Genomic DNA, 24,574 nt, shown 5'->3' on the forward strand with positions numbered 1-24,574 from the left:
CATGAAAAAGACTGCCGTTTCTTCCACCGTCATCATTGGCGCAGGCATTTTGGGGGTTTCCACCGGCTTGGAGCTGGCCCGTCGCGGCGTTCGCGTCACCATCGTCAACGACGGCCCTGCCGCCAATGGCGCATCGGGACGCTCGCTCTCCTGGCTGAATTCGTCGCGCATGCGCTCCCAACCCTATCACCGGCTGCGCATGGCGGGTGTGGATCGTTACAGAACGCTTGCCGCCCGCCTGCCTGACGTCGACTGGCTTCGTTTTGACGGCGGCCTGACCTGGGATGAAGACGGGCCGGACAATGCGATCGAGGATGTCTATCAGTATGAGGTCTCGATCGGCTACGATGCCAGATTGCTGACCCCCGATGCGGTGGCCGCCGTAACACCCGGTATCGACGCGGGGGCAATTGCAAAACAGGGCGCGATTTTCAACCCCGGCGAAGGCTGGGTCGACCTGCCGATCCTGATCGGCGTTCTGCTGGAAGAGTTCGCAGCGCTTGGCGGCACGCTCGTTACGGATGAGGGCGCTGCCAAAGTCCTCGTGGAAAATGGACGCGCGACCGGCGCCGTCACCGTCTCGGGCAAGCGTTTCGAGGCCGACGCCGTCGTTCTGGCCACGGGTCCTGCCGTGCCGGCAATGGCGGCTGAAGCCGGACAGACCATTGACGACGGCACGCCGGTGGCACTGCTCATCCAGACGAAGCCGCTGGAACATCCATTGCGCGCCGTGCTCAACACGCCGCGCGTCGCCCTTCGCCCTGCGCCCGGCGGCACGATTTCGCTGGATGCCGACTGGGCCGCAGATGAGGGCGTTACCGTTCGCGAAGATGGAACCTATGAAATAGCGCCAGCCGTCGTGGATGCTCTTCTGGCGGAAGCCTCCAGCGTGATGGCGGGCAACCCGAAGCTCGAAGCCGCCTCTATCGGCGTCGGCGGCAAGCCGATCCCCGGCGACGGTGAACCCGTGATCGGCGCGATGAAGGCGGTTCCCGGCTGCTATGCGGCCTTTAGCCACAGCGGCGCAACGATTGGCCTGGTCGCGGGCGAATTGCTCTCCTATGAAATTGCAACCGGACGGGAGCATCCGATGCTCGCAGCTTTCCGCCCAGAGCGTTTCAGCGAAGAATAGGGGCCGGCCCTTTCTCAGCCTTCAAAAAAGGGCGGGCAGGGAAGGGGTTCGTATGTGACCTGCGAACGGCATCACCTGCGCCGCCCAAGCTAAACTCGAATACGCCCGAAAGGGGTCGGAACAAGAGCAGTTCAAAACCATTCGAGGACGGACAAGACAGCAGGCCGGGTTTAACGCCCGGCGAGGTTTTCGTAAAGCCAGTCGCTCATCATTCGCAACCTGTCTTCGGTAGGGGTGCAGACTTTCCGGAAAAATCCACCAAGCCGCATGATTTCACATTCCGTTCGGCCTTAACGTGTCTGTGGGAACAAATCTTGTCCTGACCCCGAGATTGGCGGCCGGCAATATCGTCGTCATGGACAATCTGCCGGTCCACAAAGTCGCCTTCGTGCGTGAGGTCATCTAGGCGGCCGGAGCGCGTCTGCTTTTTGTGCCGTCCTACAGCCCTGACTTCAACCCGATCGAGATGGCCTTTTCGAAGCTCGAGGCTACCCTCAATGCCTCTGCCTGCCGGACCGCCGCCGACCTTGGGACAAGATCGGCGAAGCAATCCAGGCTTTCTCCCCGACTGAATGCCAGAATTACTTCGAAGCGGCAGGCTATGAACCTATTTGATCGGGAAATGCTCTAGCACGCGGTTGAAGAAGTCTGACTTCAAATCCGCCAGACGGGTTAGTTATCGCCCTCGATAGGAGCTTTCATGATGAAGAAGAGGATATAATATGGCCCGATTGTATCGACGGTGTGGGTGTGGTCCTGAGCCGTCGCCGTGGCTGTGTGAGTATGGGCCTTGCCACCGCCGTCAGTTAGGATGTTGGTAGCTTGGATATCCCAGTCGCTTTCTCCGGTGGGCTGCGTATTGTTGTAGCTGGTGAACAGCAGGTAGGCGTCGCCAGAGGCATCCTTGACCTTTGCTCTCTTGTTCGTGGTCATATAAAGGCTGGAGCTGCCCGTCAGGTTTCCTGACAGGGGCGGCAACTGGTCTGAAGTGAGCGTGGTCCCGTTCACATCGACCGTTATGGCCGAAGAATCAGGCGATGTGGTTGCCTGGCAGGAGCGCTGCGCAGATCCGGAGCCGCTGGCCGGGTTCTGGGATTTGACGCTCACATCGTCGAGCGTGGATGCACCAAGAATAAACCGGTTGCGCAGGTCCGGCGTTCCATTGGTGCCGTCGCAAATAAACCAGCCGGCGGGAACCGCGGTCCCGCAAAAAGCGACGATGCTATAGGGCGGAATGGATGTTGGTGTAACTGTCATGATCTCTTCCTTCGTTCCACATGTTGATACTGTATGCTGTCTCTCACGTCCGCTTTTGAAGCAGTTTGATCTTCGGCTGCGTATTGGGCGCCGTTACCGTTTGCCGGGAGCCGGAGAGGCAGTCGCTTCAAAGGAGGGCGACGGCGCAGTACGTCACCGCTTCCCCCACCGTCATTGCAGTGCGGAAGATCTGGATTTTTCCCGCAAAATGCCCGCAGAACCGGTATCGGGTTGCCAGCCCGGATGTATTATCTTGCTGCCGAATACAATTTTAAGTTGTATAGTATTTTGAAGACAGTTGCAATAGAAATCCGGCCACATCTCGCAGCAGAAGACTTGTGCCCTTGTAGAATTTCCCGCGTCTATCAGTCACGCAAACGCACAGCGTGGAACGATACTCCTGTGGCGCAACGCCTATCGCGCAGACACCTGCTGCGAGTGGATACAGGTCAAGCAGTGGAACGCTTACCTGAGGCTGCATCGAGGCGAGGCGGTGCGGGGATATCCAGTAAAAAGCCGAGAGGCTGAGTGCCGAACAAAACGCGGTGTCAGGGGGGCAAATTCCGAGACGCATTGAACACGCGAACACCGGACGATGCTCGCTCAGCGTCCGGTGCTCCAAACTGGCGCGGCCGATCTCTCATCCTGGCCGGCAGCATACGGTCGACTTACGACCTCGGCGTAATGGTGACAGAAATGCCCTCCCGATCACCTTGGCTGGAGGATTCCCACGTATAGTCGCAGTTTTCCTGATCACCACTCACCGTGAAATAAGCGCCAGCCACCATATTTGGTGACGTGAAGCGTTGTGCAGTCATGACCAAATACTGCTCGCCTGGCAGTCCTCCCTTGATCGTCAGTGCTATCGAGACATAGGTAGTGAGTGTTTCCTGGATCGCGACCATGCTGTGTTCGTTAGGCGCACTCGTTCCCAGATTGAATATGAATTCAGAGTAACTCGATATCACTACAGATCCTCCGAAGAACAAGGCCCCCTGTGCAATCGGTTGCCCAACGCCGCTGTTGATCCCAGGCATGACTTGCGCGCCGCCAAGATAGTGTGTCGATCCTGCCTGTCCCTCGATCGTAGCCAAGCCGATTGTCGCAATCCCTGAAATGCCGAAATTGCAATTGGCGTCATCCCTCACTTGATAAGGGGCAATCGTTGCTTTCGTACCGAAGTTCATGAAGGTGATGTTGGCTCTGAACGCGCGGAGAGTGCCGTCATATGCTAAAAGCTTGTCCTCGGCGAACACTCGCAACGTCCCGTTGTCGATGTCGTTGTAGAGTATATTCACCGCCCGTTGGTTCGGTTCTCCGGCATCGACATTGCCATTGACAATATCCATCGGGATGGTGAACTGGTCAGGTAACGGACCTTTCGTCCTGTCAAGATTAAGTGTCAATACTCCGTTATCTTCCACAATCACGCCTCCTCGCAAAGCGGCGAAACCCGACGCGGACGAAGAAAGAACGAGTTCACTTTCTCCACGGACGACCGTGTGTCCTTTATAGGTCATTGGAAAAGCGAAGGTTACCTTACCCAAAATCTGGACTTCGGTGGGGTCGTCCGGCGAGTCCTGTATATCCACCTCATACGTTAGGTGCTCGTTCATCGCGTTCGAGAGCCTCACTGCGTTGCCTCTCCGGAGAAGGAAGGCGCCGCCGTTTGGCCCGGCTCGAAATGAAGTGGGCAATTGTTGGTCCGCAGGCGTGCCGGGTGGCCAGCTGTTGGTGCTCGGCTGTTGAATGTAAAAACTGGAAACCTTGATCGTTCCCTCGACAGCCATCGGGCTGTAGTAAAGCCCTTGAAAAAACGCGTCACCATAGTCTTGCCACACCCTCAAGTCGAGAGCATCGACTCTGCTCGACCAGGCGGGGGTATAGGTATTCCAAGCACCAGGCCCGCCCTGGACGGCTCCGCCCCCTGTTGTCCGGTTTTGCAAACCGGCCCAGTAGTACCGGTTGCTTGCGTCGTCCATCGGCATACCCGATGCAGTGTTCTCATCATCTCCCATTGTCCCTCTCCTCTGTAGCGGGGCTTTCTGTGACAGTTGATTTTCTGTTGCCGGTGGGTGGCTGGGCTTTGGGGGCGATCGTGACGATAATATTGATGACATCGCCCTCACCGACAGATTGCCACGTATAGCTGAGATCCCCCCGGTCTCCGCTCACCGTGAAAAGTTGATCTGCCGGAAGCATTGCAGACTGGAACAACACCACCTGAGCTACAGTATATTGGCCGACCAGCCCTCCCGTGACCGTGAGCTTGATTGGGACGGAGGTCCTCACCACGCCTCCGAAAGAAATCATGCTAGAGGTTTTGTCGGCGCCGTTTCCCAGATCGAAAACCCACTCCGCCGCGCCTCTCACTTCGGCATTGCCTGAGAAGTGCAGAACACCAGCGGTTGCAGGCGTGCCTTCGCTGCCTGGGATCCCGGGAATAAGTCGCGCGCCGACAAGGTCGTGCTGCGACATTGGAAGACCGCTTGATCCGAGCGTTCCGAACTGCCCGCGCCCTGAAATGCTGTAGTCGCAAACACGGTTTGCGGGAGGCGTTTGAGGAGCGAGCGTTGCCCGCGTTGCGGCACCATTTACGAAAATATTGACCCCCCATGCGCGGAGTGTGCCTGCATATTTTGCAAGATGATCCCCGATGGAGACAGTCAATGTGTCGTTACCGTTACCGGTATAGACCAGATGCACCGACGTGTTTCTCGGGTTTGTGGCCGGACTGCTTTCGATGTCCATGGGTATGGTAAAATGGTCGGGTAACGGGCCTTTCGTCCTGTCTAGGTCGAAATTCAGCGTCGCGCTGTCTTGCAATCGCACCGTGCTGTTCAAACTGGCGAACCCGGAGGCATCAGACACAGACAGGGTGAAGAAGCTCTCTCCGGTTATGCTTGTTGTTCCTGGATAGGTCATCGGAACAAAGAATGCGAAATCTCCCGTGAGCTCGACATTGGTGGCCAGATTGTTGGGGGTTGCTATGTTCACGCGAAACTCGGCAAAAGCCTGCATCGTGTTCTTGAACTTGATGGACGAGGCCTTGCTACTCGGTATCTGCAAGACACCGCCATCAGCCGTAAATGAGGTGAAGTGCTGCTGGCCAGCCGGCGTACCGGGCGGCCAGCCGTTGGTGGTCGGTTGCTGAATGTCGAGGCCGCCAATTTTGACCGTGCCCTTGACAGCCATCGGACTGTAGTAGGCCCCCCCAAAGACGGCGACACCATATTGGCGCCAGGGCGCCAAGGTTGTCTCATCGGGACTGGGTGACCAGGCTGGGGTGGTCGTATCCCAGGTTCCCGGTCCGCCTCGCAGGCCTCCACCCGCAGCCGTCCGGGTTGGCGGACCGCTCCAGTAGTACCGGTTGTCCCTCGTATCGTCGGTCGGGCGCGTGTCACGATTCATTCGCTGTCTTCGCCTCCGAGGTCGGCTGGCGGAACCATCTTTTCCGATATCGTTAATTTAACGAGAGATGCGGGTCCGCTGGTGTCGATAGATACATTATAATCTTTTGAATTATCGTTCCCGACAACCGTGAATGCTCCGTATTCATCACCTTCGATATAAATATAGTAAGATTTAATTATTAAATATGTACCAACAGTATTTCCATATACACTAATCTCAACAGGACCGTCATCGTTATTTATGTATAGAGCATTATCGACAAGGACATAGTCGTAGTTCATTCCGTCCATGAATCCGTTAGACGTCCCTCGCGCTCCAATATCGATGAAGATATTTGAATCATTGTCCAGATGCAGATTGCCGTTGAAAGCGACATAACCCAGCGACAACTGGTCCGTAGGCGCACCAGGACTCAGAATAGAATTGGCCAGATTGTGACGCGATACATCAGTCCCGACCGTACCCGTACCGCTGAGCTGAAACGAATACTCGCCCTCTTCGCCTGGCGGACGAACGCTGATTGTGGCGGGTACAGTCGCATTGTTTTGCATGTTGAGTGCGCAATCATCAACGAACAAAGAGCCGCTATTTCGCTCGAACTGGTCGCCGACGTTAACAAGGGGCAGCGTTTGTGGGTTAGAAAAGCAAGCCAGAATGATCTCCGGCGACGGGCCTGCCGGCAAATTCGCCGTCGCAATCGTCATCGGCGTGAAGGGAAAAGGGTCGCCGTTTTCCGTTTGCGTGATGGTCATCGCCAGCTTACTCTCGCTTTCCAATATCATGCCTCCGGCCATGGCCGGAAAGATGCCGGTTGTTTCATCTGTATTCAGGGCGAGCCCAGCACCGGAGTCGACCACGGTTGGGCCGCGATAGCTCTTCTGCCCGTCGAATCTGACGTAGCCACTTTTGATTTCCACGGTTGAAGGGTCTCTCGCAAAGAAACCGTTCGGGGCATCCTTGATGTCCACTACGAAGACGGTGTACTCTGTTTCATCATTCCTGCTGTCGATCACGATGTTACCACCGCGCGGGATCAAAAAGGATCCTCCACCATCGGATCCGGGAGGAACGGCGAAGGTGGTGCCATCATTTGCCGGACTCCCCACCGGCCAGCCGAGCGACGGCAGTTGGATTTCAAATCCGCTAACATGAATGTCGGTGTTGAGGGTCATTCTGCTGTAATATTGGCCGCCGAAGACGGCGACGGCGCCGTTCGACGGCCAAGCCCGCGCCGCCGTAGGGTTCGATGAATTCGCCCACAGAGGGCGCGTCAGGTCCCAGCTGCCCGAACCTCCGACCCAAGGACTCGTGGCCGGGTTGTTCGAAGCGCCGTTCCAGTAATACTTCGACCATGTCGTTGTCAGCGTATCGGGCTCTGCCGACTGGGCATGACCAGTCTCCGGCAGCATTGCAAGGCCGCAGGCCATCAGGACCGCCAAGGCTGGAACCGCTTCGCGCTTTCCGTCCAACACGCGCCCGTCGGAGCGCCCCGGCGCTTCATTTCGGCGCCGACGATGAGGCCGCCCGCTCTTTTTCCGGGGTTGTGCAAAAAAACGACCCTTCACTATGTTGAGATGCTCCATTGCCCGAAATTCGGCTGAGAGCGGTCGCGCCGCGACTGCGCCGTCGGGCGCCGTCGTCTGACTAACCTGCATATGCAGCCTTTCACTCGGCCTGCGCGCTCTCCGACCATGTCGACTGTCCGGCGCGTCATCCGTCAGCGCATTCGCTGTATGGCACTGAACTTCCATGGCTTGCTCCCTCCGCCGGATTCGTCTTCGGCAATCTAGTTTTGAGTAATAGTAATCTTAACCACCTTATTGGGACCGCTGTCGTCTACGAAAGTTGTATATCTATAGCGTGAGTCTGAACCTTGTACCAAGAATGCAGGCTTACTCTGGTCGTTTATATTAATATATTCTGACTGCATTATGGCATAAGTTCCGACATAAGCTCCATTTACACTTATTTTTACGGGTCCATTATCGTTTTTTATATTAATTGCATTGTCGATGGCGACATAATCGAAGTTCATTCCATCCATGAAACCGTTTGACGTCCCGGGGGGAGCGATATCGATGTTGATCAGTGAGCCATCATCCAGAAGAAGATCGCCGTTGAAGAGAAGGTAGCCAGGCTCTCCTTGGTTAAAGAGTGAGGTGTTAGCCGGGCTGGGCGGGCCTGGACTCAGAATCGACTGCGCCAGATTGTGACGTGACGCATCCAGCCCGACAGTGCCCGTGCCGGCCAGTGTGAAAATCGCGGACCGCGGGCCGCCGGCTTCCTGCGCGGCGACAATGGTCGCTGGCACCGTTGCTGTACCCTGCAGATTGAGGACGCACTTATTGACTGTTAATTCGCCAAGGTATTGTTTGAGGTTGTCGACAATGTTGACTACAGGCAGCAGAAGTGATCCTGCGGCACAGACGAACGCGGCCTGCGCCTCGTCGTCGTCTCCCGGCGGATCTTCCCCGACGACCGAAATCGGTAGCGTGAATGGATAGGGATAGCCCTGCTCCGACTCCAGGAACTGGATCAGGAGCGCGGATCTGCCCTTCAGTGTCACGCCTCCAGCCAAGGCCGGAAAGGTCCCGCTCGTGGCGTCCGGAACCAGAGTAAGAAGGGCGCCTGGATCGACCACGGTATGACCGAGATAGCTCTTTCGCCCTTGAAACCTGACCTCGCCGCGCTTGATTTCCACGGTTGATGGCGCTGGCGGAAAGAAGCCTTCCATGGCGGCATCCGCGATATCCACGCTGAAAACGGTTTCTCTCGGATGCTCATTCGTGCTGTCTATTACCAAGTTACTCCCGCGCGGGATTATGAAAGACCCACCGCTTGTGGAAGTGGCCGGGGCGAAGGTGGTGCCGTCAAAATCTCCTGCTGGATTTCCCTCCGGCCAGCCAAGCGACGGGAGCTGGATCTCGAAACCGGAGACATGAATATCGGTTGCCAGCGTCATTCTGCTATAATATTGGCCGCCGAAGACGGCGATGGCGCCGTTCGACGGCCAAGCCCGCGCCGCCGTGGGGTCAGGCGAATTCGCCCACAGGAGGCGCGTCAGGTCCCAGCTGCCCGAGCCGCCGACCCAGGGGCTCGTGGCCGGATTGCTTGAGGCGCCGTTCCAGTAATACCGTGACCATGTCGTTGCCAGCGTTTCCGGCTGTGCCGTCTGGGCATGTCCAACCTCCGGCAGCATTGCAAGGCCACATGCGAACAATGCCGCCACGGTGGTAAGGGTCGGCAAGTTTCCATGGCATGCGCTCCAACCGAAGCGCGCATGCCCCTCGCGACAGAGCACGGGCATTTCATCTTTTTGAGCCCGCATGTCCGCGGCCGCGGATCTCACACCGGCTTGGGTCGCAATACCCCCGGACGCCTTGTTGTTGTGGCGACGAAAAACCATCCTGCATTGCTCCGAAAATTTACTCTTTGGCATCGTCAACTCCCACGGTTGGTTGACGCAGGGCGTTTTCTGGTATGCCCCGGTTTTGCCGTCCGCACGAAACGACAGATGTGCGTCGGCGTGCATGTTCAAGGCGACTTCGCTGAAATATTAAGATTCACATATGTATAATCACCCGAAACGGACGTTTTTATCGTGTAGTTCAGTGTTCCATTACTTCCGTTTGCTATGAAACTGTTGTCGAGTGAGCCGGAAGGCGTAATTTTCTTTGCCTTCATAAGCGTATAGTCTCCTAGGATGTCACCTTTGATTTTGACTGTCGCTGTGCCATAGATCGACAGGCTGTCGTTGAACATGATGAAGTCATTGTTGGTCGTGACCAGCGGATCAGTATTCGGATAGCCATTGCTTGCTGCCGCCGTGCCGACGTCGAACACTAGGGCGGAGTTGCTGTCGACCCCGACGTCTCCGTTGAAAACCAGATAGCCGAGCAGGCCCGGGGTCAGGTCCGGATATTCAGCTGGGACCGGAAGGCCGGGACTGATCGTTGCCTTCGCGGCCTGATGGGTTGAGTTCGACATTCCGATGGTACCGCTGCCGGCAAGCGTGAATAGCGGGACGCCGTCAGATTGGGGTGTGTTATAGGACTGGACGGTCGAAAGCAGGGTGTCGCCTTCAAGATTGATCAGGCAGTTCTGGAGGTAAAGAATGCCGCCAAACTTCGACAGTTGGTCCTCGATATTGACCTGGGCATTGCCGACCGTCTTTGAGGCGCAACTGATCGAGACGGCAGCTCTTCTTGTCGCGGTTCCGGCAGTATCTGCGACAACCGAGGTCATGAAGGGGAAGGGATAGGAAAATCCGCCATAGCTGTCATCAAGTTGAAGGCCCAGAGCCCCGAGGCTCTCGATCCTTACGCCGCCGGCGAGGACGGGAAACTCTCCCGTTGTCTTATCCGAAATCAGTTGAAGCCTGCCGAGCGGGTGCAGCACCGTTTCCCCCGTATAGCTCTTGTGACCGGCGAAAATGGCGTTTCCGGTGATTTCCAGCCTGGATGGCAAAGCAGGAAAGAAACCCGACGGCCTTTCATCCTGAATATCGAGAGAAAAGGTTGGTATATGGCTTGTCGACGCATCGGTGTTGTTGATCGTGACCGCGCTGAGCAGGCTCGATTGCCTTGGCAGCACGAAATAGCCGAGACCGGGCTTGATCGCCGTAAATGATGTGCTGGCCGTCGAGGGGCTGTCTGGTGCAGGACCAGCCGAAGGCTGCTGAATCTCAAGACCAGAGAGTGTGATGCCGGTTTTGACCGTCATCGGGCTGTAGTAATATCCGCCGAAAACAGCAAATGCACCGTTCTGCGGCCACGTTCCGGCAGACGCAGCGGTGTCACTGGTTGCCCAATCCGGGCTGACCAGATCCCAGTCGCCAGGTCCGCCTTGCCATTTTCCGCCCGCCGGATTCGGAGAATATCCATTCCAGTAATAGCGCTGGAGTGATGCCTCTTCCACAAGTTGGTTCGGCTGATCAGCGGCGAGCGCCGCACCCTGCATCGCCGCAACCGTGGCAAGGGCATAACCCGCGCCCCGCCAAGGCGACCGACCGGCACTTCTCAACGCCTGGCTACATGGCGACGCGGCCTCTTTCGTTTTATGTCGTCCAGTTCCGCGTTCAATATCGTACGCCGCGTCTACAGGATTTGTTGCGGCTGCCAGCAAAAGCCGAGTTTTCATCATTTTTACATCCTATGGTTGCATAATAACCCCTGTATTGCTGCTCGGAACACAACTCCTGCCCCGGATTACGCAGCCATGACTATCGAATTATTGAATATAAAGATATTGATTCATTTACGTCTTCGGAGAAATATTAAGTTTTGCGTATGTATATCCGCCAGTTTGAGATGTTGTTACTGTATAATCCATATCGTCATTGTTTCCATGTACGCTAAACGGATTATCGACAAAATTGACTGTTGAGATCGAACCTGCCTTTATCAGCGTATAGTCACCAACCTGGTCTCCATATATCGTGAGTTGCAGTTTGTCCTCAATTACATCCAAATCATCGTTGAAAACGATAACATCGTTATTTGCTGTCATCAGCGGATCATTGCCCGGAAGACCATTGCCGGGGCCTGTCGTTCCGACGTCGAATACCAGCAGCGTGTCCTTATCGACGCCAGCGTTGCCATTGAAAATCAGATAGCCCGGAACGGCGGGAACCGCAGCTGGATCTATGCTGGATGTCGGCACCCCGGGGCTGATGGTCGCGTGATAAAGATCGTGACTCGACGTCGCTGTTCCGAACGTACCGGTTCCGCTGAGAGTGGGCCCCTCCTCGTCGACACTACCTTGTTGGTTGGCGACAAACCTGATTGAGGCGGACACCGTGTCGCCGTTCAAGACGAGATTGCATGCTTTGATTTTCAAGGAGCCGTAAAACTCCGAGAGCCTCCCCGCAGGAAGGACCTCTTCCATGTCGACATTGCGCGATGTGCAGCCCATGTTGACTGTTGGAGCGCTCGTGCCATCCGCAGCGTCACCGAAAACGCGGGTCTGAAATGTATAGGGAAAGGAAAAGTCACCCTTGCTGTCATCGAAAGTTACATACAGCGTTCCATTGGGTTCCACTTTCACGCCGCCAATCAGAGTTGGCAAGATGCCCAACTGGTCATCCGGAGTGAGCCAAAGGGTGGCGAAGGCATTGATTGTAGTGCGACCAACGTAGCTCTTTTGCCCGACAAAATTAACAGGTCCCGATATCGACAGAGTAGCGGGCCCGTTGGAGGGGCGGTTGAAAGGCTGGTCCGCGATGTCGACAGCGAAGAAAGGAATGCGTACGGCGTTTTGGTCTCTGCTCGTGATCATTACATTGAAGGGGGTTCCCATTTTGCTCGGGAGTTCGATACGCCCCCCTCCGGGTGTGTTCATTGTAAAAGAGGTGCCTTCACTCGACGAGCTACCTGGAGCCCCGCCCAAGGTCGGCCTTTCGATGGTGATGCCTGACACGACAATGGTGCCATCAATCCGCATCTGGCTGTAATAGTTGCCGCCGAAGACGGCGACCGCGCCATGCGCCGGCCATGGCACGGCGGCCCCTCCATCGCGGGAAGTCATCCAGGAAACGCTGGTCGTATTCCATACCCCAGGTCCTCCCCTCCAGAGAGGGCCTGCCGGGTTGTTAGCCGTGCCATTCCAGTAGAAGGGCTGCAACGATACCTCCATTGTCGGCGCCTCATGAGAATCCAGTGGGCTGGCCACACTCTGCGGCTCGGCGGCTGCACCGTAGGAAGCGGCGGCGAGAACGGAGAGAGCCCCGATCAGACCGATCTTGAGCGAACGAGCAGGGCTATTTCGCCTTCCTGCGAGCCGCGAAGACGCTCTGCCCATCTGTCTCGATGCCGTTGCAGACGGCGAGCCGTTCTCCGTTTCGCTTGGAGTTGAGTGGCAAGGGCAAGCTTCAGTTGCGGCGCTGATATTCATTGGTCGTTCTCCCAATTCTACAGGCACTCCAGACAACCGCTTCTCGGCGGATGCGCCATTGAAAGAGATTTGTCGTTTCAATGCAGGTCAGTCCGATCCCGTACCGGCAGCTTCGCCCGTGGGCGAAATGGCTACCTGCCGCCGGTCCCGGGACCAGACGTTTTATTTTGCATGAAGCGTCACCACGCCGTCCTTTGCGTCGACGGTGTAGTAGTTGGTGTCGTTCTGAAAGTTGGTCGGCTCGACATCAGTATGTGTCGTATCGGGATCTGGACCAGTGTATTGCATGATGACATAGTCCCCTTTGTCAGGCTGGCCCAACGAGGCGATGCGGATCTTGGTTGCCAGCGAGTTGATCCCGCCATGCACCAGGATCTTGTCGTTGTCGGCTGAATCTGGCCGCGTTATCCCGAACAATAGGGTTGAATCCGGGGATAATACGAGATTGCCCCGAATCTGCATGGTGCCGAAGTCCGGCCCTGCCTGCTCGGTGTCATTGCCTGGAGAAAGAACCCCTTCGTTGACATACACATTCCTTTCAAATCCGCCGAGCATGCCTGTACCTGACACGGTAGCCCCGACCTGCTGACCTGACAGCCCGCTCAACTTCTTACCGATCTCGATTTCGCCTGCGATTTGACTCGTCAGGCTGAGATCGGCATCGATCGCTGTCACGCCTTGGAATCCCGAGAGATCCCCGGTGACGACGTAGCTGCCTCTGCCGCCGAAAGTGACATTCGCCGTTTCGTCGTCGCTTGTGACTATTTGGGTAAAGTTGAGCGACTTCGCGCCAGGAGCATTGATCTGAAGGGAGGCATCCTTCTTCAAATGTATATGCCTTGACTGGAGCGTGGAGCTGTATCCGGCACCACCGAGAACCAGACCGGTCCCTTCAGCAATAGAGGTGTCGCCGAGATACGTCTTGTCGTTGTTGAAAATCAGAGTCCCGCCACCGGTAACGAGAAGGGTAGCGGGATTGAAATAGGGGCCAGCTCGAAAACTCTCGATATCGACGTTGATCTGTGCAGCCTGCGTCGGATTCACGGCGATGGTGGATGTAGAGCCCCTCGCTCTTGTGGACAGGGCCGGGTTGCCACTGTTTTCGGCGGTGGGGCCAACGATGACGTAGTCGGAGACGTCGAACGACAGGTTTTTGAAAGTAATAGGTTCGGCCAGGGTGACATTGCCTCCGGTTGTACCGAAATGCGCCCAACTCTTGGTTTCATCCCATTGGCTTACCAAGGTGGAGCAGTGGTTGGTCCAGTTGGTCAGCTGGGTGTTCCACGTGCCATCTCCGCCTTTCGGATATCCCCCAGTGTTTGGCTTTTCGTCCGTACCATTCCAGTAGATGGACTCCGCATCCGTCGTTTGAATGTTCTCCTGCTCAAGCCCGCAGCCAGCCGCCAGTGCATCGGATGCCGCAAGGCCGCCTGTCAGAGCCAGAGCAGCGACGGCACTGGTTAACGCCCGCCGAAAATGTGGATGCAAAGAAAATTCTTGGTGTTTTCCAATCATGACCTACTCCTGTTCGCTTTTTAGTTTATTATTAATATAGCAAACTAAAAATGTATGGATTTATATAATATAGAATTCATTTTACTTAAATTATTAAGTAATTATACCTGACACCCTTTTGCTTTTGCTATTTTATTTCCCAGCCAGATGGCGGCCTTAATCGCAAGTTTCCTTAAAGGTCTCTTCGTGATTGCAAGCAATCCCTGCAAAACACTACGGGCAACAACCCATGCGTCGCAGTAATTTACTTTCAATAATTCGAAGTCTATCATGTCCAGACCGATTTCTTCTAGAATTTCTTCTAGAATTTCCAGAAGCTCGTCTTCACTTGCGTCGGCAATTTCGCTTCCAAACTCTATATAATCTTCCACGACACTATCCTCAATTGTTTAAACTTACTCGAATACAACCTATGATAGGCATAAGTTATAATATTGCAACCGATTTTTTGGCGAATGGTATACAAGTGAGGGAGAGTCCTATCGAATCCCTCTTGGTCAGCTCGATGTTCACGGGGTCGGAACAAGATCAGCGCGAAACCGTACGCTAAGGCCGAACGGAGCGTGAACTATCGTCCCGGACTCTCATTATGGTCTGACAAAAGGTCCCGAATTGCCGGGCGATGGCGGAAACGCTCAGTTCGTTTGCCAGATCCTCCCGCACAACCTGCTTCTGTTCCTCGCTGAATATCGAGTGCCTTCCGAGGGACTTGCCTTCGGATTTTGCGCGCCTGAGGCCGGATTGGATGTGTTCGATAAGCAGATCGCGTTCGAATTGCGCAACGGCGTTGAGGACCTGCGTGGTCATCGTGCCGGAGGAACTTGTGAGATCGGCACCACCCAGGGCGAGACAGTAGACCTTCACGCCCATTTTCGAGAGCGTCTGGACGGTGGTGCTGACGTCGATCGCATCACGGCCGAGCCGATCGAGTTCGGTGACAGAGAGAATGTCGCCCGATTCCACATGGTCCATGAGTTTGGAAAAGCTACGCAATGGCAGTGCTGCCGGAAACAGTCTCAGTGACGATCCGGCGCGGCTCGACCTGAAACCCGGCCGCCTGGATTTCCTGAATCTGGTTTTCGGTGGTCTAGCCGGTGGTCGAGTGCATAGGCAAAGGTGCGTGGCATGGGGGTCAACTTCGTCCGAATAGGCTGTCCGAGATATCTCTACTGTTCGAAACTGCCGGAGCTGGTCGAGCTGGTGATGGCAAAACTGCTGGTGTCGGCCGGGATGGTGGCGAAAAGCCTCGACATGACGCCGTAGGCGGCGCGGCTTGGGGCTCGGTCTGCGCGAGATGACGGGGAGGGGGAGGTTTCGGGCAGGGGGGCTATGAAAGAGCGTTCCGATCAAAAACCGGGAAGAATTGCAGTCCACATTGCGAATGACCAACTGACCTCTGCTATGTCCAACCCTCTGAGGATCTTAAGAAGAAAAAATGAGTTTGAAGTCGGGGCAACCGCAACCGGGCGGTCAATACGGTAAGTGGAGATTGATGAAACATATCGATGGCGGAGGGAACGCCGACGTGTGGATCGTTCGTGACCCTGAAAGTCGAGCCGTCGCGGCGATAAAGATACTCCATGATCTTTGGAAGGAGCCCCTTTCCAGATTCCGCAACGAGATCACGGCTCTGCGGGAACTTGGTAACCTGGAAGGGATCATCCTGATTTTGGATTCCGAATTCCCGGAAGGAAAAGGTTCTCGTCCCTGGTATGCCATGCCGGTGGCCGAAACCAGCGTGGTATTTCCAGAAACGCCGATGCAAAGTCGATCGTCGCCGAACTTGTGCGTCTAGGTGAGACCCTTGCGGTGCTTCACGCAAAGAAATATGCGCACCGCGAAATAAAACCGCAGAACCTCCTGGCCTTGGACGGACGGCTGTGTTTCTCAGATTTCGGTCTCGCCAAATATCCAGACTTGACTCCTGGGCCGCGTTCCTGCGGCTAGCCGAGACGCCCCCATGGGCGAGGCCATGTTCTTCAGCATGTCTTCATCGAAGTTCTTGAATTCAAGCTGGAATTTCGTGGCGACCGGACCCGGCGCCACCTGATTGACACAGATTCCCGGTCGAGCAGTTCCAGCGCCAAGGCCCGCGTGTAGCTAACAATCGCGCCCTTCACTATGTTTATATCCTTGAACTGAATGGTCACGGCCAACGTCGCGCTGTGTTCGCAGGTCGCGATGAGCATAGATATGCAAGGGATAGTCAGGCTTTCAGAGGTTTCGCCATGATGATGGAGGGCAGGCGGGCGATCTCTTCAAAGCCCAGCTTTCGGTAGAATGCGGTTACCGCCTCGTTTTCATGGTTGACGCCCAGGTGCACGCCGGTGGCGCCGGCTTTTGAAAGCAGTGCGAGCAGAGAATTGAGAAGCTGCGACCCGAGCCCGCCGCCCTGCGCCTCGGGCAGGAGGTTGATATGCAGGTGCGCTGGATAATGCTTGGCTATCTCGGCAGGCACGCGTTCAGGCTTCTCGATATAACCGAAAACGTAGCGGTCATCCGCCGTGACCGGTTGGTTGGCAGACAAATCCTCGCGGACCTGCGGCCACCAGTGATGCTCCAGCTTGCGGGCGAAAGCGGCCGTGTCCGCTGTTCCAACGGCGTATCCCACCACTTTCTTCTTCTTTGTCAGAACAAGAGCATGCTCGGCCTCAAGCGTGAAATAGGGCAGGGCCCAGAGCAGGGCCGGATAGTCTGCTCGGCTGAAGCGATGCCTCCCGTCCGCACCCTTGTCAGCTGTCCGGACGCAAATGTCGATGATCGCATCCCGGTCTTCCGGACGCGCCTTTCTGATAGCAAAATCGCTCATGATGTGGCGTTCATCGGCTGGAAGCGGGCATGCGCAGTGCAGCGTCGAAACGCGTCCAGCTGTCTGCCAGCTCTATAAGTTTTCGCTCGCGGCGGGCCTCGTCGATCTTGATGGCCGTGAGGCCGGCCTCGAGCGCATCGATGATGCCGACCGGCAGCGGTTCGCCTTCGCGCAGGTTGCGGGTAATATCGGCGGCCATCTGATCGTCGGCGCCGTAGTGATCCTCTTCCACCCCCGAATAGCGTTTTTCGACCAGCAATTCGCCGGATGCTGCATCGTGAACAGCGAAATTGTTGCGCACGAAATCGCCTTCCGCCATGCCTTTCGAGCCGATCACGCAGAACCGGCGGAACTGGTTGGGGACGTTGAGATTGGCGTGAAACGCCATCGTCGCTCCATTCTCATACTCGATCAGCGCAGTCTGGTAGTCGACTATGTCGGCATCGCTGTCGAAGACGCGCTCGGTGGCATTCCAGCCGCTCGGCTTGCGGTAATATTGTTCGCGCTCCGCATTCGACATCACCGCCGGTGCATTGTCGGGCACGAAGGATTTACGGCCGCCGAAGCTCGAAACGGCTGACGGCCTTGCTCCGACCACACTCGCATAGAGATCGATGTCGTGGCAGCACTTTTCCAGAATATAGGGACCGGCATAGCGCCGGTAGCGCCGCCAGTCGCGCATGAAGAAGGCGCCGTGATAGGGCGCGATATGCTCCGAGGCCTCGATCGACACAACATTGCCGATCCGCCCGTCCGACTGTGCCTGTCTCAGATCGCGGTAGAGGTCCGAATAGCGCAGCACCAGACCGACCAGAACCCGGTCCGCGCCATATTCGCCTAGAAGAGAAGCCATGTCGAATGTCTGCTGCTCGTCAATGACCACCGGCTTTTCGGTGAACACCTTTACCCCGTGGCGAAGACCGGAATGGATATGGTCGAGATGGAAGGCATTGGGAGAGCCGACCATCAACAGGTCGGGCGTGACGGCCTTCATCATCTCATCGATGGTTTCAAAACGCTGGCCTGTGGGGAGCCCGGCCTGTTCGACCTCGTGAAGCCCGGCAGGGGCGGGGTCAACAAGCCCAACGATCGCGAGGTCGGGATTGGCCTTCAGGAAGGATTTCAGGACATTGGCCATTCGGTAGCCAAGGCCGGCAACAGCAACTTTCATGAAAAATACCTTTGTAACCGGGCGCAGGGGCAGCATCCCGGCAAAAACTCATCCCGCGACGCGGTCGAAGCGGATTTCGGGGTCGACGGCGTCCTTGCGGCCGCGCATCAAAGACAGGCGTCGGAAGTCGGGACTGCCGTGGGCAATGATCGGCAGCATGGCCGCGCCCACGGCCGAGGCGCTTGCGCCCAGGCTTGCGAGTCTGAGGCGCGGTCCCTCGCGGTTCTTGCGGGCGGCAACAGACGGCAATAGCGGGTAACAGCGATCGACCAGCGACAATAGTAGCGATGTCGGGAAACTGCCGCCGACGAAGATCGCCTGCGGATCGAACATGTTCTCGATCATCGCGACAAGCTGGCGAAGTCGCTGGCTGTTGAGTTCCAGCCAGCGCATCAGTCCGCCATCGCGTTCATGATAGAGCCGCTCCAGCGCGTCGGGCTGTTCCAGCGCTGCCGTGTCACACCCGATCATGATCGCCAGTTCGTCCACCGAGAACGGCGTAGCGGAGGCCGTTTCCGGTGGTTTGAGATCGGCGGGCCAGCTCAACAGTCCAATCTCGCCGGCATTGCTGAAGGCGCCCTGAAAGGGTAGCCCGTCGATAATGATGCCGGCGCCGAGCCCATGGCCGACGAAGACATACACGAAATGGGACAGTGCCGATGCATCGCCCGCCTGCAACTCGGCAATCGCGGCGGCGGTCGCATCATTCTCGACAATCACCGGAAGGCCGCAGGCGGCTTCCAGCGCATCTGCAACATCGATATGACTCCATTCCTGCCAACCAGGCGAGCCGACATATTGTTCGTAATCGGCTTCCTGCAGTGTTGGCATGGCTATGCCCACACCCCAGGCCGGAACATCGGGGCATTCGCCGGTCAATTGCGAGACCAGAGTGGCCATGCCTTTCACGCTGGCATCAGGATCGCGCCAGTTGAGCCGGGTGGAGGCGCGGGCCACTTCCCGTGCGGACAGATCGCAGGCAACGCCGATCAGTTCGTCCCGGTCGAGGTGAAGGCCTATCGAACATCCGGCATGACTTGCGATTGCCAGAATTTTCTGCGGCGCGCCGCGGCTGCCATCGGGGCGGCTCTCCTCGCGCAGCAGGCCACGCTCCTGCAATTCACGTGTGATGTTGGAGATCGTCTGCGATTGCAACCCGGTCAGCGAAACCAGCTCGCCGCGGCTCGTCTCTCCCCTTGTGCGGATGAGATCGAAGACGAGGCGCCGATTGTAGCGCCCCGAATAGGCGTGATTGTTTCCCGTGACTGACACCGAAGCTCCGATTTAATCAATTTAATGTAATTAATAACACCCTAAACATATGGGCTAGTCAACCACATTCAACGTTCCTGTCTGCTTCAGCGGTCGAATCTCGGTTTACACGGCGATATTTTTCCCATTTAATAGATTTATTATTCTGCATCAGACAAGGGAACAACAATGAACAGATATATCGCAGCGACAGCGGCCGCAGTGGCCATCATGGTCGCGACTAGCGCCGCCGCAGCCAACCTCGTGGTCTACACCTCCCATGGCGAGACGACGTCCGGCCCGATCCTCGACGCCTTCAAGGAGGCGCATCCCGATATCGACGTTACCATCGTTCGCGGCGGCACGGGCGAAGTGGTGGAGCGCCTGCGCGCCGAATCCGGCAATCCGACGGCCGACATTCTGTGGGGCGGCCCGACGCAGACATTTGAAGAGAATGCGTCGCTGTTCCAGCCATATGAGAGCGCCACGGACGCCGACATGGTCACGCTCGATCCCAGCCACATCTGGCATCCCTACACCGTGCTGCTGCAGCCGATCATCGTCAGCACCAAGCGCGTTTCGGCCGAGGATATGCCGAAAACCCAGGATGACCTCGTCTCCGACACCTGGCAGGGCATTGGCGGACTGATCATTCCGGACCCGTCCAAATCCGGAACCGGTTATACCATCCTGTCGGCGCTTGCCGGTGACAAGGGCTGGGATTTTATCGCCGAGCTTTCGGCGGGCGCCCGCATCGCGCCAGGTTCCGACGACGCCTTCAATGCTGTTCGCGATGGCGAGGTGGCGGTTGGCTGGATCAACGAGGATCTGGGCGCCAAGTGGAAGGCCGAGGGCCTGCCGATCGAGGTGATCTATCCGACCGACGCCGTAACCGGTCAGGTCGATGCCCAGGCGATCGTCGCCGGCGCGCCTCATGTCGACGAAGCCAAGGCCTTTATCGATTTCCTCGGCTCCAAGGCTTCCCACGAAATCGTGCGCGACGCCACCATCCGCCGCTCGGCGCGCATGGACGTCACCCCGCCGTCGGTTCTTCCCGATATCGGCACGCTCACCATCGTGTCGCCGGTCGATCCGCGCCCCGTGGTGGTCGCCCGCTTTCAGGAAACCCTGAATAAATGAGAATTTGGCGCGATAATTGGCTGCTGTTCACGATTGTCGCGCTGCTATTATGCATCGCGACGATCCTGCTGCCGCAGCTTCGCCTTCTGAGCGCTTCCGTCATCGGTGATGGCGGTCGCTTCTCGGTGGTGCATCGCGGCGCGGGCCTTGAGCCCGTGCCCGAAATGTCGGAGCAGTTCGCCACCGAAACCGTCGAGCCGGGCAAGGCGCTCAGCTTCAGCCGCGCCGGCGGATTCGCGCTGGAAATGACCGAAGTCGACAAACTCGCGGTCCAGATCACTGCAGCCGAGCCGATCGTCCCGACAGGCGGCAGGGATGGCAAGCTCTCGCTCACGGTCGGTAAGCAGGTTCTGGTTGTCAGCCAGCAGGCGCCACGCGGGCTGTTCAATCGGACGGCGCCGGCTCCGCTAACGGCGACAGCCGCCGAGGATGGCAGCGTGATCCTGAACCATGCCGCCAATGCCTATCTGACTTTCGACGATACCACCCGACGCTTCACGCTTGCCAATTATCTTGCTTTCTTCACCGGCAACGACACGGTCAAGGCCACGGTCAACAGCCTGTTCATCTCGCTCACAGCGACTGCGATTGCCGCCCTGATCGGTGTCTCGCTCGCCTATGTCATGGCCCGCCTCGACGTGCCCTTCACCAATGAGATCGTTTTCCTGACGACCATGGCTTCGGTCTCGCCGCCCTTCCTCGGGGCGTATTCTTGGCGGCTGCTGCTCGGCCGCAACGGGGTGATCACCAATGCGCTCGGCATCGATTTTTCGATCGTCGGGCTGCACGGGGTGATCTGGGTCATCGCCTGGCTGGTCTTTCCAGTGATCTTTCTTCTGAGTTACAGCGCCTTTCGGGGGCTCGACGCATCTCATGTCGAAGCCGCCGAAAGTCTCGGCGCCAATCCGGCGAAGGCCCGGTTCTCGATCGAGATCCCGCTTGCCATGCCTGGCATCATCACCGGCCTCTATCTCGCCACCATGGCGGCGCTCTCCGATTTCGGAACGCCGCGGATCATCGGCCTCGACATCAATGTCCTGCCAGTTCTGATCTACACCTCCTTCCTCAGCGAAGCGGGGCGCAACCCAGCCCTTGCGGCAACCGGTTCGGTTGTCCTTGTTGCGATTTCGAGCCTGTTTCTGATGGCCCAGCAGCTTTATCTGGCAAAGCGCGGTTTTTCCGTCGTGTCCTCGCGCGCGCTGGCGCGCCGGCCGCTGAGCCGGACCGGCAAGGCCTGCGCGCTCGGTTTCGTAAGCATCATCCTGTTCTTCGCCTTCGTGCCGCATATGACCGTGCTGGTGACGAGCTTCATGGAATGGCGCGTCGGCCTGCCGCGGCTTTCGTTCACGCTTTCCAACTATGTCACCATGTTGAAGAGCGGGCTGGGGCCGGCCTGGGTCACGCTTTCGCTCGGCATCGCCGGTACAGCGATCGCCTTTGCGGCCGGTCTCGGCATCGCTTTTGTGCTGGTGCGCAAGCGCTACCGGGTTCTTGCCCCGGTGCTGTCGGTCACCGTGATGATGCCCTATGTCATCCCCGGTACCGTTCTCGGTATCGGTCTGATCATGATGTTCAACGAGGCGCCGCTGCTTTTGACCGGAACCTGGTTCATTCTGGCGCTTGCTTATGTGATCCGTAATCTCCCCTTCACCGTGAAGGCCTCGGAGGCGGCGCTCAGGCAGGTGCATCCGGCGCTTGACGAGGCGGCGATCAGCCTCGGCGCGAAGCCGATGCGAGTGTTCCTGACCATCACTGCGCCGTTGATGCTGGCGGGCGCCGTGACCGGCGCGACGCTGACCTTCCTGCACATCGTGACTGAACTGTCGTCCACCATCGTGCTCTACCGTCCCCCATGGAAGCCGATGACGGCGGTGATCTTCGAAAACACGCTCGTCGACGCGGATTTCGGCGTCTCCGCCGCCCAGACCATCCTGTTGATGATGATCATCTACATACCGCTTTACCTGGTCGTGCGTTACGGTCAGTCGAGAAGGATCGAACATGCCTGAAACCGAGACTAATTCCGCCCGTCATCACGGCTCGGAGGTTGCCATCGAGGCGGTGTCGAAGGCCTATGGCGACGTCACCGTTCTGCGCGACGTGAACATGACGATCAAGCCGGGGGAGTTCTTCACGCTGCTCGGGCCCTCCGGCTGTGGCAAGACCACGCTGTTGCGCGCGGTCGCCGGTTTCCATCCGATCAATAGCGGCCGCATCACCTTCGATGGGGCGGATATTTCGCGTCTTCCGCCTTGGGAACGCAATATCGGCTTCGTGTTCCAGAATTATGCTCTATGGCCGAACAAGACAATTTTCGACAATGTCGCCTATGGCCTGAAGCTCAGGAAAATACCGAAGGCCGATATCGGCAGGCGGGTGCGTAACGTTCTGGAACAGGTTCAGCTCAAGAATGTCGAGGATCGTTACCCGTCCGAAATGAGCGGCGGCATGCAGCAGCGCATCGCCATGGCACGCGCCCTCGTCATCGATCCGCCGCTGCTGTTGCTCGACGAACCAATGTCCAATCTCGACGCGCGTTTGCGGGTATCGCTGCGTCAGGAACTGCGCGATCTCCAGCAGCGCATCGGGGTCACCGCCATTTACGTCACCCACGATCAGGAGGAGGCGCTTGAGCTTTCCGACCGGATCGCGGTGATGAACGGCGGCGTGGTCGAGCAGCTTTCCGTGCCGGAGCACATCTATGCCTACCCGCAGACGCGGTTCGTCGCCGAATTCGTGGGCGACGCAAATTTCCTCGAAGGTCACATTGAAAGCGGTGGCTTCCGGCTTGCCGACGGCCGCCGGTTGACGGTGACGAATCCCGGTGAGGCGGGACCCGCTACGTTGTTCATCCGTCCGGAGCGCGTGCGGTTGACAGACCCCGGTCAGGGAGAAATCGATGCCGCCGTCTCCGACACGCGCTATGTCGGGCGCTCCTGGGTGCACAAGCTGACCTTCGGCGATGGCATGCATGTCTGGGCCGATGCGCCCACCCGGCTTGAGGTGGGCCACATGTTCGGCCTCGGCTTCGAGGCGGCAACTGTGCTGAGGGACAAGTGATGCCGGAGCTGGACACCAATGATCTGCTCCGCCTTGCCGAAGCGGCGGCAAGGGCGGGTGGCGATGCGCTGATGCGCTCGTTCAGGGCGCTTTCGAGCCGCGAGGTCCAGAAGAAGGGGCAGGCCGATTATGTATCGAGCGCCGACATGGAGGCCGAGCGAGCGATTGCCGATGTCCTTGCGCGCGATCGGAATGGCTTCGGCTTTCTCGGCGAGGAAACGGGGTTGAGTGAGGGCAGACGGCCGGAAATGTGGGTGGTCGATCCGCTGGACGGCACCAGCAATTTCGTCTGGGGCATACCCTATTTTGCCGTGAGCATCGCGCTTTGTGATCAGGAGGGTGAAATTCTGGGCGTGGTCTTCGATCCGGTACGAAACGAAATGTTTTCCGCGCTTCGTGGCGGTGGCGCCTGGTTGAACGGCGCGCGCGCTGTGCCGCTTGCAGAAAAGGCGCCCACAGAAGCCATGGTTTCGATCTCGATGCCTGTACCCGGCCAGTTGAAGATCATCGGCCAGGACGCGTTTCTGCGGGGGCTCCAGACGGTCATGGACGGTTCGGCCGGTATTCGCCGGCTGGGTTCCGCGGCGCTGGATCTCGCCAATGTCGGTGCTGGCCGCCTCGACGGCTTTTTCGAGGATGGCCTGAGCTATTACGATTTGGCAGCGGGAAAGCTTTTTGCCCTGGAGAGCGGTGCATGCGTCAGCAATGGCAAGGGAGGGCCCGCGCATGAAGGCGCGGTGTTCGCAGGCCAGATCGTGATCCACGACTGGCTGGTAGAGACCTTCATCGGGACGTAAAGACATTCCAGGCGCGACGGATACCGGCTCACTTCCTACAATTGCCAGGAAGCACTAAAACAGAACGGCTTCGCGCGGCCGCGAAAGGCGGAGCCGCTCTGTCTATTTTCTTTGATGTATTTTCGCAGTCGTCAGTC

Annotated in this window: 18 protein-coding genes and 3 pseudogenes; 8 read left to right on the top strand and 13 right to left on the bottom strand. The window is 57.5% G+C overall.

The features are described from left to right. Position 1 precedes the first annotated feature (1 nt). Positions 2-1,132 (top strand): NAD(P)/FAD-dependent oxidoreductase, encoded by a 1,131-nt coding sequence (locus V6765_RS03530; RefSeq protein WP_448426483.1) that lies wholly within the window; start codon positions 2-4, stop codon positions 1,130-1,132. Between the two features lie 319 nt (positions 1,133-1,451). Then, positions 1,452-1,747: pseudogene (locus tag V6765_RS03535) on the top strand (transposase); the annotation flags it as partial. A gap of 57 nt (positions 1,748-1,804) precedes the next feature. Here V6765_RS03535 and V6765_RS03540 read toward each other — a convergent pair. The 10 genes and pseudogenes from V6765_RS03540 to V6765_RS03585 form a co-directional block, all read right to left on the bottom strand. Further along, the gene (locus V6765_RS03540) at positions 1,805-2,389 is read right to left on the bottom strand and encodes a hypothetical protein (RefSeq protein WP_448426485.1); all 585 of its coding nucleotides are present in this window, start codon (positions 2,387-2,389) and stop codon (positions 1,805-1,807) included. A gap of 668 nt (positions 2,390-3,057) precedes the next feature. Continuing rightward, the gene (locus V6765_RS03545; protein ID WP_448426487.1) at positions 3,058-4,407 is read right to left on the bottom strand and encodes a hypothetical protein; all 1,350 of its coding nucleotides are present in this window, start codon (positions 4,405-4,407) and stop codon (positions 3,058-3,060) included. After that, positions 4,397-5,641, bottom strand: a complete 1,245-nt coding sequence (locus tag V6765_RS03550) for a hypothetical protein (RefSeq protein WP_448426489.1) — start codon at positions 5,639-5,641, stop codon at positions 4,397-4,399. Before V6765_RS03550 ends, V6765_RS03545 begins: the two co-directional genes overlap by 11 nt. A 155-nt stretch (positions 5,642-5,796) precedes the next feature. Beyond that, a complete protein-coding gene (locus V6765_RS03555; RefSeq protein ID WP_448426490.1) occupies positions 5,797-7,554 on the bottom strand; it encodes a hypothetical protein in 1,758 nt (585 codons plus the stop codon). Positions 7,555-7,589: 35 nt separating this feature from the next. After that, entirely contained in the window at positions 7,590-9,242 is a 1,653-nt protein-coding gene (locus V6765_RS03560; RefSeq protein ID WP_448426491.1) for a hypothetical protein, read from the bottom strand. 95 nt (positions 9,243-9,337) lie between these two features. Beyond that, positions 9,338-10,945, bottom strand: coding sequence for a hypothetical protein (locus V6765_RS03565; protein WP_448426492.1), 1,608 nt, complete (start codon positions 10,943-10,945; stop codon positions 9,338-9,340). A 114-nt stretch (positions 10,946-11,059) separates the two neighbouring features. Then, complete coding sequence (locus tag V6765_RS03570) at positions 11,060-12,694, bottom strand: hypothetical protein (RefSeq protein ID WP_448426493.1); 1,635 nt, start codon at positions 12,692-12,694, stop codon at positions 11,060-11,062. Between the two features lie 162 nt (positions 12,695-12,856). Next, positions 12,857-14,209, bottom strand: coding sequence for a hypothetical protein (locus tag V6765_RS03575; protein ID WP_448426495.1), 1,353 nt, complete (start codon positions 14,207-14,209; stop codon positions 12,857-12,859). Between the two features lie 101 nt (positions 14,210-14,310). Continuing rightward, positions 14,311-14,580 (bottom strand): hypothetical protein, encoded by a 270-nt coding sequence (locus V6765_RS03580; RefSeq protein ID WP_448426497.1) that lies wholly within the window; start codon positions 14,578-14,580, stop codon positions 14,311-14,313. Positions 14,581-14,755: 175 nt separating this feature from the next. Further along, a pseudogene (locus tag V6765_RS03585) lies at positions 14,756-15,336 on the bottom strand (recombinase family protein). A 46-nt stretch (positions 15,337-15,382) separates the two neighbouring features. Here V6765_RS03585 and V6765_RS03590 point away from each other — a divergent pair. Both V6765_RS03590 and V6765_RS03595 read left to right on the top strand, forming a co-directional pair. Beyond that, positions 15,383-15,542, top strand: a pseudogene (locus tag V6765_RS03590) (helix-turn-helix domain-containing protein); the annotation flags it as partial. Between the two features lie 159 nt (positions 15,543-15,701). Then, complete coding sequence (locus V6765_RS03595) at positions 15,702-16,004, top strand: hypothetical protein (protein ID WP_448426498.1); 303 nt, start codon at positions 15,702-15,704, stop codon at positions 16,002-16,004. A gap of 411 nt (positions 16,005-16,415) precedes the next feature. On the opposite strand, the gene V6765_RS03600 is transcribed toward V6765_RS03595, so the two are convergent. Genes V6765_RS03600 through V6765_RS03610 form a run of 3 tightly spaced genes read right to left on the bottom strand, consistent with a single transcriptional unit; the run spans position 16,416 to position 19,461 of the window. Then, the gene (locus tag V6765_RS03600) at positions 16,416-17,018 is read right to left on the bottom strand and encodes a GNAT family N-acetyltransferase (protein WP_448426499.1); all 603 of its coding nucleotides are present in this window, start codon (positions 17,016-17,018) and stop codon (positions 16,416-16,418) included. Between the two features lie 10 nt (positions 17,019-17,028). Beyond that, entirely contained in the window at positions 17,029-18,189 is a 1,161-nt protein-coding gene (locus V6765_RS03605) for a Gfo/Idh/MocA family protein (protein ID WP_448426501.1), read from the bottom strand. A 48-nt stretch (positions 18,190-18,237) separates the two neighbouring features. Then, positions 18,238-19,461: an ROK family transcriptional regulator gene (locus tag V6765_RS03610; RefSeq protein WP_448426503.1), complete on the bottom strand. Its 1,224-nt coding sequence runs from the start codon at positions 19,459-19,461 to the stop codon at positions 18,238-18,240. Positions 19,462-19,629: 168 nt separating this feature from the next. Here V6765_RS03610 and V6765_RS03615 point away from each other — a divergent pair, with 168 nt between their 5' ends. From V6765_RS03615 to V6765_RS03630, 4 genes are read left to right on the top strand one after another with little or no spacing between them, the layout of a single operon-like run. Beyond that, positions 19,630-20,580 carry an extracellular solute-binding protein gene (locus V6765_RS03615; protein ID WP_448426504.1) on the top strand — a complete coding sequence of 317 codons (951 nt, stop codon included), beginning with the start codon at positions 19,630-19,632 and terminating at the stop codon, positions 20,578-20,580. After that, positions 20,577-22,589 carry an ABC transporter permease gene (locus V6765_RS03620; RefSeq protein WP_448426505.1) on the top strand — a complete coding sequence of 671 codons (2,013 nt, stop codon included), beginning with the start codon at positions 20,577-20,579 and terminating at the stop codon, positions 22,587-22,589. Before V6765_RS03615 ends, V6765_RS03620 begins: the two co-directional genes overlap by 4 nt. Next, on the top strand, positions 22,582-23,640 hold the full coding sequence (locus tag V6765_RS03625; protein WP_448426506.1) for an ABC transporter ATP-binding protein: 1,059 nt from the start codon (positions 22,582-22,584) through the stop codon (positions 23,638-23,640). Before V6765_RS03620 ends, V6765_RS03625 begins: the two co-directional genes overlap by 8 nt. Continuing rightward, positions 23,640-24,437: an inositol monophosphatase family protein gene (locus V6765_RS03630; protein WP_448426507.1), complete on the top strand. Its 798-nt coding sequence runs from the start codon at positions 23,640-23,642 to the stop codon at positions 24,435-24,437. The genes V6765_RS03625 and V6765_RS03630 overlap by 1 nt, the downstream gene beginning before the upstream one ends. Positions 24,438-24,574 lie beyond the last annotated feature (137 nt).

The organism is Martelella sp. FOR1707 (assembly GCF_053484265.1).